The 13,791-nt window shown below is 40.1% G+C and carries 10 protein-coding genes, 1 tRNA gene and 1 pseudogene; 7 read left to right on the forward strand and 5 right to left on the reverse strand.

What is annotated here, in order from left to right; all coding sequences use genetic code 11:
* Positions 1-57: 57 nt before the first annotated feature.
* The 4 genes from infB to LOC50_RS08920 form a co-directional block, all read right to left on the reverse strand.
* On the reverse strand, positions 58-2,715 hold the full coding sequence (gene infB / locus LOC50_RS08905; protein ID WP_036983180.1) for a translation initiation factor IF-2: 2,658 nt from the start codon (positions 2,713-2,715) through the stop codon (positions 58-60).
* Between the two features lie 25 nt (positions 2,716-2,740).
* Positions 2,741-4,240: a transcription termination factor NusA gene (nusA, locus tag LOC50_RS08910; protein WP_013464535.1), complete on the reverse strand. Its 1,500-nt coding sequence runs from the start codon at positions 4,238-4,240 to the stop codon at positions 2,741-2,743.
* A 38-nt stretch (positions 4,241-4,278) separates the two neighbouring features.
* Positions 4,279-4,734: a ribosome maturation factor RimP gene (rimP, locus tag LOC50_RS08915; protein WP_008114543.1), complete on the reverse strand. Its 456-nt coding sequence runs from the start codon at positions 4,732-4,734 to the stop codon at positions 4,279-4,281.
* A gap of 279 nt (positions 4,735-5,013) precedes the next feature.
* A tRNA-Met gene (locus LOC50_RS08920) sits at positions 5,014-5,090 on the reverse strand.
* A gap of 224 nt (positions 5,091-5,314) precedes the next feature.
* Between LOC50_RS08920 and LOC50_RS08925 the strand changes: the two genes are divergently transcribed.
* The 5 genes and pseudogenes from LOC50_RS08925 to LOC50_RS08945 all read left to right on the forward strand — a co-directional run bounded on the left by LOC50_RS08925 (position 5,315) and on the right by LOC50_RS08945 (position 9,781).
* Positions 5,315-6,868 (forward strand): cryptochrome/photolyase family protein, encoded by a 1,554-nt coding sequence (locus LOC50_RS08925; protein ID WP_248474310.1) that lies wholly within the window; start codon positions 5,315-5,317, stop codon positions 6,866-6,868.
* 160 nt (positions 6,869-7,028) lie between these two features.
* Positions 7,029-8,043 (forward strand): annotated as a pseudogene (locus LOC50_RS08930) (phospholipase C/P1 nuclease family protein).
* On the forward strand, positions 8,043-8,786 hold the full coding sequence (locus tag LOC50_RS08935; RefSeq protein ID WP_250653068.1) for a hypothetical protein: 744 nt from the start codon (positions 8,043-8,045) through the stop codon (positions 8,784-8,786). The pseudogene LOC50_RS08930 and the gene LOC50_RS08935 overlap by 1 nt, the downstream one beginning before the upstream one ends.
* 27 nt (positions 8,787-8,813) lie before the next feature.
* The gene (locus LOC50_RS08940; RefSeq protein WP_250653923.1) at positions 8,814-9,257 is read left to right on the forward strand and encodes a peptidylprolyl isomerase; all 444 of its coding nucleotides are present in this window, start codon (positions 8,814-8,816) and stop codon (positions 9,255-9,257) included.
* Positions 9,254-9,781: a hypothetical protein gene (locus LOC50_RS08945; protein ID WP_250653069.1), complete on the forward strand. Its 528-nt coding sequence runs from the start codon at positions 9,254-9,256 to the stop codon at positions 9,779-9,781. The genes LOC50_RS08940 and LOC50_RS08945 overlap by 4 nt, the downstream gene beginning before the upstream one ends.
* Before the next feature lie 5 nt (positions 9,782-9,786).
* Here LOC50_RS08945 and LOC50_RS08950 read toward each other — a convergent pair whose 3' ends face one another.
* A complete protein-coding gene (locus tag LOC50_RS08950; protein ID WP_036983183.1) occupies positions 9,787-10,233 on the reverse strand; it encodes an Hsp20 family protein in 447 nt (148 codons plus the stop codon).
* A gap of 289 nt (positions 10,234-10,522) precedes the next feature.
* Between LOC50_RS08950 and LOC50_RS08955 the strand changes: the two genes are divergently transcribed.
* Both LOC50_RS08955 and LOC50_RS08960 read left to right on the forward strand, forming a co-directional pair.
* Complete coding sequence (locus LOC50_RS08955; RefSeq protein ID WP_008114535.1) at positions 10,523-10,786, forward strand: GrxA family glutaredoxin; 264 nt, start codon at positions 10,523-10,525, stop codon at positions 10,784-10,786.
* Between the two features lie 160 nt (positions 10,787-10,946).
* Positions 10,947-12,773, forward strand: coding sequence for a DEAD/DEAH box helicase (locus tag LOC50_RS08960; RefSeq protein WP_250653070.1), 1,827 nt, complete (start codon positions 10,947-10,949; stop codon positions 12,771-12,773).
* Positions 12,774-13,791: the final 1,018 nt, after the last annotated feature.

Here is a 13,791-nt window from a genome sequence, read left to right on the forward strand (position 1 = left end):
AGGTTATGTTGGGCTATCGAGGTACAACCTTGAATGTCCAACACCACCTAATAACAATTAAAGACTACGTTGTACTTCAACTGTTTCAAATACTTCGATTTGGTCACCAACGCGAACGTCATTGTAGTTCTTAACGCCGATACCACATTCCATGCCGTTACGAACATCAGCAACGTCATCTTTAAAGCGACGTAGTGACTCAAGCTCACCTTCGTAAATAACCACGTTATCACGAAGTACACGAATTGGTGCGCTACGCTTGATAGTACCTTCAGTAACCATACAACCAGCAATTGCGCCAATTTTTGGTGATTTAAATACATCACGTACTTCAGCAAGACCAATGATCTCTTGTTTAAACTCAGGAGCAAGCATACCTGACATAGCTTGCTTAACTTCCTCGATTAAGCTGTAGATTACGCTGTAGTAACGAAGGTCTAAGTTTTCAGCATCAATTACTTTACGCGCAGATGCATCAGCACGTACGTTAAAGCCAACTACGATTGCATTTGATGCCGCAGCAAGTGTTGCGTCTGTTTCGGTGATACCACCTACACCTGAACCAACAATCTTCACTTTTACTTCATCAGTAGAAAGTTTAGTTAGTGAGTCTGAAATAGCTTCAATTGAACCTTGAACATCGGCTTTAAGTACGATGTTAACTTCAGACACATCACCTTCAGCCATGTTAGAGAACATGTTTTCAAGTTTCGCTTTTTGCTGACGCGCTAATTTAACATCGCGGAACTTACCTTGACGGTAAAGTGCAACTTCACGTGCTTTACGCTCATCTTTAACTACTGTGGCTTCATCACCTGCAGCTGGAATACCAGAAAGACCTAAAATCTCAACTGGAATAGAAGGACCGGCAGACTTAATGTCTTTACCGTTTTCATCGCGCATTGCACGAACACGGCCATATTCAAGACCACATAATACAATGTCACCTTGATTAAGCGTACCTGACTGAACAAGAATAGACGCAACAGGACCACGGCCTTTATCAAGACGTGATTCAATAACAACACCTGCTGCCATACCTTCGGTCGGCGCACTTAGTTCTAATAGCTCTGATTGCATTAGTACAGCTTCTAGTAGGTCATCAATACCTAAACCAGTTTTAGCCGAGATATGAACATACTGTGTATCGCCGCCCCACTCTTCTGGGATAACGTCTAGCTGAGCTAGCTCATTTTTAACACGATCTGGATCTGCGCCTTCTTTATCCATTTTGTTTACAGCAATAATTAAAGGAACGCCAGCTGCGCGAGCATGCTGTACCGCTTCTTTAGTTTGTGGCATTACGCCATCATCAGCTGCAACCACTAGGATTACGATATCAGTCGCTTTTGCACCACGAGCACGCATTGATGTAAATGCGGCGTGACCCGGAGTATCTAAGAAAGTGATCATATTGCCGTTAGTTTCAACGTGGTATGCACCAATGTGCTGTGTAATACCACCGGCTTCGCCTGATGCAACTTTAGCTGAACGAATGTAATCAAGCGTCGATGTTTTACCGTGGTCAACGTGACCCATAACAGTTACTACTGGCGCACGTGGCTCTGACTTACCATCTTCATGGCGGTCATTAAGTACTGTTTGCTCTAATTCGTTTTCTTTTACGATGATAACTTTATGGCCCATTTCTTCTGCTACAAGTTGCGCAGTTTCTTGGTCAATAACTTGGTTAATAGTAACCATGTCACCCATTTTCATCATAGTTTTTACAACTTCAGCGCCTTTAACCGCCATGCGTGATGCAAGCTCAGCAACTGTAATTGTTTCACTAATACGCACTTCATTTTTAACATCAGCCGTTGGTTTTTGGAAACCGTGCTGTAATGACGCTGGCGCTTTTAGCTTACCTTTTTTACCTTTAGACGCTGCAAATTTATCTTTTGCTGGCGCTTTTTTCTTTTTCTTCGCACGGCGCGAGCCTTGCTCTTCGCGAGCATCAGCTACATCTTCTGCTTCACGTGCGTAAGTTGAAGTCGTAAGGTGGTGATCCGCGGTTTCTTCGCGTTTCTTACGTTCTTCTTCTTCTTTCTTCCAGCGTGCTGAGTTCTCTTCAGCTAGCTTTCTTGCCTCTTCTGCTTGACGTTTCGCTTCTTCTTCAGCTTTCTTCAATGCGGCCTCTTCTGCTTCTTTTTGCAGACGCTCAGCTTCGATGCGATCTTTCTCAGACTTAGCACTTTGCTCAGGGGTCATCTGCTGTTGTTTCGCTTTACGCTCAGCATCTGCTTTGCGTTTAGCTTCTTCTTTGGCTTTACGATCAGCGTCTTCTTTTGCTTTACGTTCTGCCTCTTGTTTTGCCTTTAATTCAGCAGCGGCTTGTTCAGCTTTTTGCTGCTCTTCAAGACGTGCTTTTTCTTCAGCGGCTAGACGTTGCTGTTCTTGCTCTTGCTCAACAGCACTTTTTTTCACATAAGTGCGTGTTTTACGAACTTCAACTTGCACAGCTTTTGCTTTACCCGTAGAGCCCGTCACACTTAATGTGCTTTTGCTTTTACGTTGCAATGTCATGCGAGCAGGGCCTTCAGAGCCCGTGCCACCATGTTGCTTACTTAGGTGATCAAGTAACGTCGCTTTTTCAGCTTCAGTTACATTGTCGCCTGCTTGTTTAGTAATACCGGCTTGTGAAAACTGCTGTAGTAATTTATCAACAGTTGTACCTATATCACCGGCTAGTTTTTCAACATTTACTTCTGCCATAGTCTCTAATACCTCCGTTAATAAATTACTCGTCTGCAAACCAACAAATATTACGTGCAGCCATAATTAGCTCGCCCGCTTTCTCTGAAGATAGCTCTGTAATATCTACAAGCTCATCAATGCCTTGCTCAGCTAAGTCTTCAAGTGTTACTACACCCTTACTTGCCATAACAAATGCTAAATGACGCTCTAAGCCTTCAAGCGCAAGTAAGTCTTCAGCAGGCTCAGCGCCTTCTAAGCTTTCTTCCGTTTTAAGCGCTTTCGTTGTTAATGCATCTTTTGCACGTGAACGTAATACGTCCACTGTTTCTTCATCTAAGCCGTCGATTTCTAAAAACTCTGAAGCCGGAACATAAGCAACTTCTTCAAGTGTTGAGAAACCTTCGTTGATAAGTAATGATGCAAATTCGTCATCAATATCTAAGTTTTCAGTAAATAAGTTAATTAACTTATCTGACTCAGCTTCGTTCTTAGCGCGCATTTCATCAACGGTCATTACGTTTAATTCCCAGCCAGTTAATTGGCTTGCTAAACGTACGTTTTGACCATTACGACCAATAGCTTGTGCTAAGTTATCAGCTTCAACAGCAATATCCATTGAGTGTGTATCTTCATCCATTACGATTGAAGCCACTTCTGCTGGTGCCATTGCGTTAATAACAAACTGTGCAGGGTTGTCATCGTAAAGCACGATATCAACACGCTCACCGCCAAGTTCTGACGATACCGCTTGAACACGTGCACCACGCATACCAACACACGCACCAACAGGGTCAATACGCTTGTCGTTAGATTTAACCGCGATTTTAGCGCGTGAACCTGGATCACGTGCTGCAGCGCGTAATTCAATCATTTCTTCGCCAATTTCTGGCACCTCAATGCGGAATAATTCCATCAGCATTTCTGGTTTAGAACGAGTTACAAATAATTGTGCACCGCGTGCTTCAGGCTTCACTTCATATAAAAGACCACGGATACGATCACCCGGGCGGAAGTTTTCACGTGGCAGCATGTCGTCACGATAAATAACCGCTTCTGCGTTGTTACCTAAATCAAGTACGATTGCATCACGGGTTGCTTTTTTAACAACACCCGTTACCAGCTCGCCTTCTTGATCTTTATATGCTTCAACGACTAAGGCGCGCTCTGCTTCACGTACTTTTTGTACGATCACTTGCTTAGCCATCTGTGTTGTTATGCGGTCAAATTTAATTGATTCAATCTGCTCTTCTACGTAGTCGCCCATTTTCAAGTCAGGTTCTTCAACTTGAGCAGCTTCTAACGTGATTTCGCTGTATGGATTCTCTAAAGAACCATCTTCTAAAACTTCAGCTATTTGCCAGCGACGGAATGTATCGTAATCGCCGGTTTTACGGTCAATTGCAACACGTACATCAATCTCACCATCATGCTTTTTCTTTGTCGCTGTCGCTAATGCGAACTCTAGAGCTTCAAAAATCTTTTCTTTTGGAACCGCTTTCTCATTGGAAACGGCTTCAGCAACCAATAATATCTCTTTTGCCATGGGTAATGCCTCGCTTGCCCTATTCCTTCGCACTCGAATTAAAACTTTGCGATTATGTTCGCACGTTCAATGTTACTAAGCATGATTAAATGCTCTGCACCATCGCTAGATAGTGTGATCATATCGCTGCTAACTGCTATTAAATCGCCTTTAAAATTACGGCGACCGTCTTGTGGAAGCTTAGTACGCACGCGTACTTCCTCTCCTTGCGCCTGCTCGTAGTGATCTTGTTTGAATAATGGACGATCAACACCAGGAGACGACACTTCCAAATCATATTCGTTTGTAATCGGGTCTTCGACGTCTAAAATCGCACTAATTTGACGACTTGCATCTGCGCAGTTGTCAACTGAAATTCCATCCTCATGAGCAATGTATACTCTTAAGGTAGAATGGCGACCCGCTTGTACAAACTCAAGACCATGTAATTCAAAGCCTAGCATTTCTACTGCAGGCGTTAACATGGTTACTAAATCTTGTTCAAGTTTTGTCACGAAAATCCTCCATACAAACAAAAAAAGGGCTTATAGCCCTAAAATACTGAGTTTAAATTTTGATTTAATCGATAAACATTAAATCAAACGGTGCAGATACAACAACGCCCCGAACCAAGCGGGGCGTCACACCAAAAAACGCAAAACTGTGTGGCCTAGGGCCAAGCTTGGTTGCGAGTCAGTACCCTGACCAAATTAAACTTCATTAGCTTAAACGCAAAACGCGCATTACTTAGAATGCGCGATATAAAGTAGTAAGTTTAAACCTACTATTAAGATTGGTTGCGGGAGCCGGATTTGAACCAACGACCTTCGGGTTATGAGCCCGACGAGCTACCAGACTGCTCCATCCCGCGCCAATAGATAAAAAGTTAAAAACTTAATATCGCTGTTAGTAAATTTTATAATCTACTAAACAATGGCCACTATTATAAGGATGTGCCACTAAATTAGCAACCATAATAAGTAATAAGTTGATAAAAAAAGCAATGCTGTTTATTGCTTTGCTCTATGATTAAAACGACATGTAGAAATCGATCGCTTTTTAAAATACTGCGTATAAAAATAATTTTGGCTCATTATGAAAAAATTCAAAACCTTAAAACTAATTTTAGGTGACCAGCTAAACCCCGCTCATTCTTGGTTTAAAGATAAATCCGATGACACCGTGTTTGTTATTGCCGAGCTCATGCAAGAAGCGCAGTACGTAAAGCATCACGTACAAAAAATATCAGCCTTTTTTAAAGCCATGGAAAACTTCGCTAACGCCTTAAAAGATGCTGGCTTTAACGTTTTGCATTTAACGTTAGATGACACCAAAGACGATGATAACTTACCCGCTCTTTTAACTCGATTAGCTAAGCAGCATGAATGCACCTCAATTGAATATCAATACCCAGATGAGTACCGTTTAAAAACACAACTGCACAACTTTGCCACTAACAGCGAATTAGCTGTGACTGCCTGTGACAGCGAGCATTTTTTATTAGCATTTAACGATATAGACAAACGCTTTAAAAAAGATAAACACGTCACTATGGAGCATTTTTATCGGGCAATGCGTAAGCAGTTTGATATTTTAATGGATGATGACAAACCTCATGGCGGTCAATGGAATTTTGATGCTAATAACCGTAATAAGTTTTCAAAAAGCGATTTAGCCGATATCCCCAAACCCAAATTATTTAAAAATGATGTTAGCACCATCATTGAGCGTTTAGATAAACATAAAATAAAATACTTTGGGCAAATAGAAACCCAATTAAGCTGGCCAACAACCCGTAAACAAGCAATAAGCGCACTTGATCACTTTTGTGCACATTTACTTCCCCGTTTTGGTCAATTTCAAGATGCGATGACAGATCAATGCCCTGATAAAGATACCTTTTATCACAGCCGGTTATCATTTGCGTTAAATGCCAAAATTTTACATCCTCGCTATGTTATCGACCGTGTGGTCAAAGAATACCAACAACGCCAAGATGAAATATCTATTTCTCAGGTTGAAGGCTTTATTCGTCAAGTACTGGGTTGGCGCGAATATGTGCGTGGCGTGTATTGGAAAAACATGCCCGATTACGCTAACAAAAACCAGCTTAATGCAACCCGTGCACTGCCACGTTATTTTTGGAATGGTAAAACAAAAATGAACTGCTTAAGCCACTCATTAACACAAAGCTTAGACAGCGCGTATGCCCATCATATTCAACGTTTAATGGTAATAGGTAATTTTTGTTTACTAACCGCTATTAACCCTGATGAAGTGGATGAATGGTATTTGGGTGTTTATATCGATGCTATTGAATGGGTAGAAATGCCTAACGCACGAGGGATGAGCCAATTTGCTGACGATGGCATCATTGCTACCAAGCCTTATGCGGCTAGCGGCAACTATATAAATAAAATGAGCGACTACTGTAAAAGCTGCCAATATAAGGTGAAAGAAAAAGTAGGAAAAGACGCTTGCCCGTTAAATAGCCTCTATTGGCAATTTATGCAAACACACCGAGAGCGGCTGGAAAAAAATCCACGAATAGGCATGATTTATCGCAATTGGGATAAACAAGATGAATCATTACGCCAAGAAACTTTAGATCAAGCTAGCCACTATTTAAATAGTATTGAAGAGCTATAAATACAAATGCCGTCAATTGGCGGCAACACCCTTGATAGTTAATATTAAAGCACCGAATACAGGAAATATTGTTAATTAAATGTTTAATCTGTTTATCATGTCAGTGTAATGAGCTTATTTTTTAATTGCATCTCTTACTCCAGACTATGATGAGAATAAAATGAAAAAACAATTAATTGCAGCGACACTTTTACTACTGAGTACAAGCCAAGCTCAAGCTTTTAGTCAAGAAACTCACAAACGTATTGTTCTTGATGCTGTTAACTATATGCAGCAGCACCCAACTAGTACTGAATATGCAGCCCTACGACAGTACGCTGCACAAAACAATCTGACAATCTCTGAATTAGCCGAGCTGCTTGGACAAGCTGCTTATGATGTAGATGACTTTGAATACACTTTTTTCTGTGGTGCAATCACAGGTTCGTGTGTTCAAGCGCCTGTATGGGGAGCAGCGCAAAGCATAGTTAAATATACAAGCTATTGGTATTTTCAAAATCATACTCAAGGTGCAGACCAACATGGTAACGATTTTGGTGGTTATAATTATGACAAGCTCACTGTTTGGGGCACGATTGATAATCTTGCGTCTGCTTGGCTTAAAGGTGACTACCTTGATGATGGTGAAGGGGGTGAAACAGGTTGGTTTAATGCCGATTCTTCAAAATAAAACAGTTATGGTGTAACAGAATCTCACTATAGAATCGATAGTAACTCAACCTATTCTATGTACGACGACTTTGAAGAAATGCCATTTCAACCTATCGATAATTTAGGGCAATATTGGTATCAAAGTTACTTACAAAGCGGCAATCCGCAGGTATTAGGGTTTGTGTTCCATACTACTGATTTATTACAACCTCACCACACATGGACTACATCAGATCTAAATCATTCTAGCTGGGAAAGTTGGGTAAACGATTACTATGACCAAGAGCAGCTCAACAATTTATCACTCGTTACTCAAGCAATGCAAACGTTCTCGCCTTTAGATAAAAATAGCCAAGATGTTCGCCCATTATTAACTCAAGGCGGTTCATTTTCTTATGCACAAGGTGGGATTGTACTCAACTCAGAAGATCATTTTGATCGCCCTCAATATAGCTAAGCAGGTCGTGCCCCATGCAATAGCAATGGTGGTGCACTTATTAAACCACGCCATGGTTGCTCGCTAATGAAAAAAATGGCTATTTTAGTGATTACATTACTAGGTGTGTTTTACCACTCCCTAGTAATGGCATCATTTACACAATACAGCAATGATGAAATTAACTTTATGCATCGTGCTTATTTAAAGCACAACCCTGATATTACAATCAATGAAGTTAGAACTCGTCTGTATGAAAATCAGTTTTTATTACAACAAGCTGCGCTAAAAAAACCTGCGATAATAAAACGACAATCTGCTGTTGATTTTAGGACTCAATACCATGTTGAACGTTACTTAAAAAATCTGTTCGATTCACAATTAGCTATAAGCGCACAGTCAAGCCCAATAAAGCTTGAGATTTATGATAACCAATGGCTTAAACGCACATTAGGGCCCTACCCTAAAAATGGCCAGTATGTGCAAAGCGCCATCAAAAAAATGCAGCAGTTTGATTTAACTCCTCTTTTGTATAACGCTATTAATTTATATGAATTTGTCGATGCATTAGCAATGCAGGTACGCTTTAAACTCCACAAAGGAGATAGTGAACTATTCAAAAGTGGATTAATAAAAAAGCGGCAATTCAATATAGCGTTTTCAAAAGCCAAACCGATTTTGGCAAAACAAAATATTGATATTGAACATCTGTATGAAATAGCTCAAGGAGATATTTTGCGCCCCTCCATTCAAAGCTGGCTAGGCATAAATACAATGATGCATATGCAAAGCCCCGTTCTTGAAAAACTAGAGAAACAAGTAAACAAGTAAACAAGTAAACAAGTAAACAAAAGCGAAATTAAAGCATTTTATCAAGCCAATAAATCGCAGTTTAAATTTTTAAGCCACGTAAAAGCCCATGGAGCTCAATTTGCTCATCGAGCCAATGCTGTAAGTTTTCGCACCTTGGCCGGTAACAAAACGCTCAAACAAGCATTAGTAATATTAGGAAAACAAGATATATATGCTCAATACACCAGTGAATTAAACCGTAAAAACAAAAGTAGCTGGGTTGTACAACTTGCGTTCACAACTAAAGAAAACACCATTTCTCCTATTATACGTACACCCAGTGATGAATGGGTGGTGATACACAGTTATGAGCATCAGTTTGAGTACTTTTCGCCAGAAGATGAAACCGTTCGATACCAAGCAACAAAGGTCATCGCAAAACAAAAAGCGGTACAACAGTATGAGGATACTTGGCTCAAGTGGCAAAATAAGACAGGAGTAATTTTATGAGTAAAAAAGTTTTCGTTTCTGTTGTTGTAACTTGTGTTGGTATGTACGCACTTTTTACTCAATATACTAGTAAACCAACGATAAAGAATATTGATTCCCTTAACCAAGCTAAAAGTGTCAAGCAAATAACGTCACTTGAGCTGACTACTGCTGACATGACCCAAGAGCTGAAAAGCACGCAATTAAACACGGTTACAACTAATAATACGAGCCCTCAGCCTTTGCTACCAATAACCTCTCCTGCCTATTTACCCAACATAGTAAAAAATACTCAGCCAATTGCTCAGTACGGTGGTGGTTTAAATAATCACCAGGCATATCAAGATTTCCACCTTGAACAGCAAAGACAGCTAGAGCAACGTTTTGTTATTGCTGCACAAGCCAAAATATTAAAACTTGAAGAATTACTGGCTAAAGGCCGACAAATAAAGCTTTTACAAGAACAACTACAAATAAACTTAAAAGACAAACAACGCAAAAAGCCGCCAAATGGCGGCTTTTCACAGGGAAAATACGTGTGCTAGCTTAACTATTTGCTTTCTAGCATATTGCCTGAGCCAATCTCGATTTTACGTGGCTTAAGCGCTTCTGGGATCTCACGTTCAAGGTCGATGCTTAGTAAGCCATTGGCTAAGTCTGCACCAAGTACTTTAACGTGGTCGCCTAACTGGAACTTACGCTCAAAGTTACGCTCGGCAATCCCTTGATGAATAAATTTACGCTCATCATTTTGCTCTTTACCTGCTTTAGTGCCTGATACAACCAAAGTGTTGTTTTCAGATTGCAAGGTTAACTCGTCTTCACTAAATCCAGCGACTGCCATAGTGATACGGTACTTGTCTTTATCAAGCGCTTCGATGTTATAAGGAGGAAAACTTGGCTGCTTGTCAGTTTGCGCAGCAGCATCCATTAATGATGCTAAATGATCGAAGCCAATGAATGAACGGTATAGGGGTGATAAATCTACTGTACGCATAATAATATCCTCATATTTAAGCGATATATTGCTGCTACTTTTCGTTTGAACAAGTAACGGCAAAAGTTAATTAATAATATAATTTTCAAATAGTTCTGATTTACTGAAGACCCATAAGGCGTCCTCAAATAACTATTTATAGGCGGGCAATTTTATTTCAAGATTTTTTTATAAAATATTTTTATTTTTTTACAGGCCCTAAAAAAAGCGAACGCAATAATCGTTTTTTTGCACTGTAATAAAAAATGAAATTAGTTACACTAGGGTCAACTAATCTGAGGAGAGCGTTATGTTAACAGTAATTTTTGGCCGTGAAGGCTGCCCTTTTTGTGTTCGCGCTAAAGATGTTGCAGAGCAACTTGCTAATGATCGCGATGATTTTAAATACCGCTACATCGACATCATCAAAGAAGGTATCAGTAAAGAAGATTTAGAGAAGTCTGCAGGCAAACCATGCCCAACCGTACCGCAGATTTTTGTAGACCAAACTCATATTGGTGGATTCACTGAATTTGAAGCCTATGCTAAAGAAAACCTAGGCCTTTACCAGTAATTTTGTAGACAGAGTGTTAACCAGCTCAATTAACGCACAATTGAAGCTGGTTAAATTTCGACCAACATCAAACACATATAAATTAGTTGTAATTTATACAAGCATTTGCCTCGCATTTCCTATACAATGCGCGCCTCTTTAAATTCGTTGAGGCGTATTAATGTCAGAACCAGTCACGTTTGAATCTCTAAATCTTTCTCCTGCAATTTTAAAGGCAGTTGAAGAGTTGGGTTACAAGACACCATCTGAAATCCAAGCTCAATGTATACCGTTATTGCTAGAAAGAAAGGACGTACTGGGACTAGCACAAACGGGTACAGGTAAAACAGCAGCATTTGCACTGCCATTACTAAATAATATTGACCCGTCTGTGAAACAGCCACAGATCCTTGTACTCACACCTACCCGTGAGCTTGCGATCCAAGTAGCTGAGGCATTTGAACAATATGCAAAACACACTCGTGGTGTTGAAGTATTGGCACTTTATGGTGGCCAGAGCTACAGCATCCAGCTGAGCGCACTTCGTCGTGGCGCACAGATTATCGTTGCTACACCAGGTCGCTTAATCGATCACATAAACCGTGGCACTATCAAGTTTGATGCTTTACAAGCACTTGTACTTGATGAAGCCGATGAAATGCTACGTATGGGCTTTATCGATGATGTAGAAAGCATCATGGAAAAAACACCGCGTGAAAAGCAAACATGTCTTTTCTCTGCGACTATGCCTAAGCAAATTCAAAACATCAGCAGCAAATATATGAATAACCCTGAACAGATTCATATTTCTGCGCGCAACTCAACTGTATCATCAGTTGAGCAAGTGTTTTGGAATGCCCATGTTCATAAAAATAAAGCGATTGTTCGTTTCTTAGAAGCTGAACAATATGAAGGTGCTATTGTTTTCGTACGTACGCGTAACGACACAGTGCAACTTGCTGAGTTATTAGAGCGCGAAGGTTTCTCTGCAGCGCCACTTAACGGTGACATGAACCAGCAAGCGCGTGAGCGCACGGTTGATCGTTTAAAAAGCGGCATGCTAAACGTTGTTATTGCAACAGACGTAGCGGCACGTGGTCTTGATGTAGACCGTTTAAGCTTAGTTATCAACTACGACATTCCACAAGACTCTGAAGCCTACGTTCACCGTATCGGCCGTACAGGTCGTGCTGGTCGTACTGGTAAAGCGATTCTTTTCGTTAAGCATAACGAGCGTTATTTACTTAAAAATATCATTCGTCATACTAAATCTGAAATCGCACAAGTTGAATTACCTACAGCTAAAGTTGTTGAAGAAAAACGTATCAATGCCTTACAAGAAAAGCTTACGCTTGCTCTTGAAAACAAAGATATTACTTTCTTCAATGAAGTGGCTGCCAACATGGCACAAAAACTTGAGCTTGCTCCTGAAGACTTAGCGGGTGCGTTACTGTGTTTAGCACAGCAACAATCACCAATTAAAGTTGAAGAAGTTAAGATTCAACCGCGTGAGCGTAACGAACGTAATGATCGTAATCCTCGTAGCAATGACCGTGGTCGTCGTAACGAACGTGGTGGTGAGCGCGCTGAGCGTAAACCACGCGAGCGTAACAGCCGTGATGCAGGCCCTATGGATACATACCGTATCGAAGTAGGTCGTGAACATGGTGTTCAGGTTAAGAACATTGTTGGCGCAATTGCTAACGAAGCAGACATTTCAAGCAAGTTTATTGGTGACATTCGTCTTCACGATAATCACAGTACGGTACAATTACCGCAAAACATGCCTAAAGATGTGCTTGATCACTTCCAAAAAGTGTTTATTTGTAAACGCCCAATGGGTATGACACTAACACAAGATCAAGGCCCTTCTGAGCCACGCGGCGAGCGTTCTGAACGCCCTGCTGGTGGTGACAAGAAGCGTAGCTTTAATAAAGATGGTCAACGCCCTGATAAGCGTAGCGGCCCTCGTAAAGAACGTCGCCCAGTTAGCTTTACCGCTAAGTAAGCAACGACTCTTTAGAAAAAAGCCTTGGCATGAAAGTGCCAAGGCTTTTTTGTGTCTGGAATTCAGGTATCAGCTTAATTTCCCTAACTCGAAGCCGCAAGCCAGTATTAGGTACTTAACTAACATATTGAATTAAAATATATTTTGTTTGCTTTCTCTAACCAGAGATTGCAGTGAAAACAAGGCTAAATTACGCGTCAATAGCTAGCCTATTGTAAGTAAATTCAACGCAATTAGCGTTGAAAAAGCTGCTTGAGATAGCTTTATTACCCAATAACTCAGATTACTTAATGTGTATAAACATGTTTTCTTTGATTTTTAAAACAATAAAATTTATGTAAACTAAGCAAAGGCTATAATTCATGGACGAATTAAAAATTGAAAAGAAATTACGACAACTTACTCTTTGTAGCAATAATGTTCCCTATTTTATTATGCATCATTATTCCTATCTTAATGGACTTTACAGATCCACCATTTATCACAAATGAAATATACGACGTTATTTTCTTTATAACACTCCCTATTATTTGTGGCGCATCATTCATCTATTTAAATATACTTGTATTCAATAAATATAGACGCTGCAGTAAATACAGAGAGCATCTTAAATCTAGTTTCTCAGATACAAAAACGAAATTATCATTAATATTCACGTATCCATTAATCCCTTTTTTAATCTATGGAACACTCTATATTTTTATCTCTGAGCCCATAAAGTTATGGGCTTACTACACGCAAGGCGACTATTGGTATAAGGAATATATCCTAACTGATGTACAAAAGTGTGGTTCTGATTATGAAGATAGTTGTACTCATTTATATTTTAAAGATCCTAAAACAAACGAAACTCATGATTTTAGATGGTACGACGATAAGTCTACAATAATGAATAACAAAAACGATTATGTTTATATTCTTGGTGAGGCCAGTTTGTTTGGCTATATAGTGAGAGATTTAGAAAGGTAACTTAGACTTACTTTGAATATTACAGCACTTTTATATAAACCTCACTCGA

Origin of the sequence: Pseudoalteromonas sp. SCSIO 43095, assembly GCF_023650455.1 — a bacterium.
In the GTDB taxonomy this organism is placed as follows: Bacteria; Pseudomonadota; Gammaproteobacteria; order Enterobacterales; family Alteromonadaceae; genus Pseudoalteromonas; species Pseudoalteromonas tetraodonis.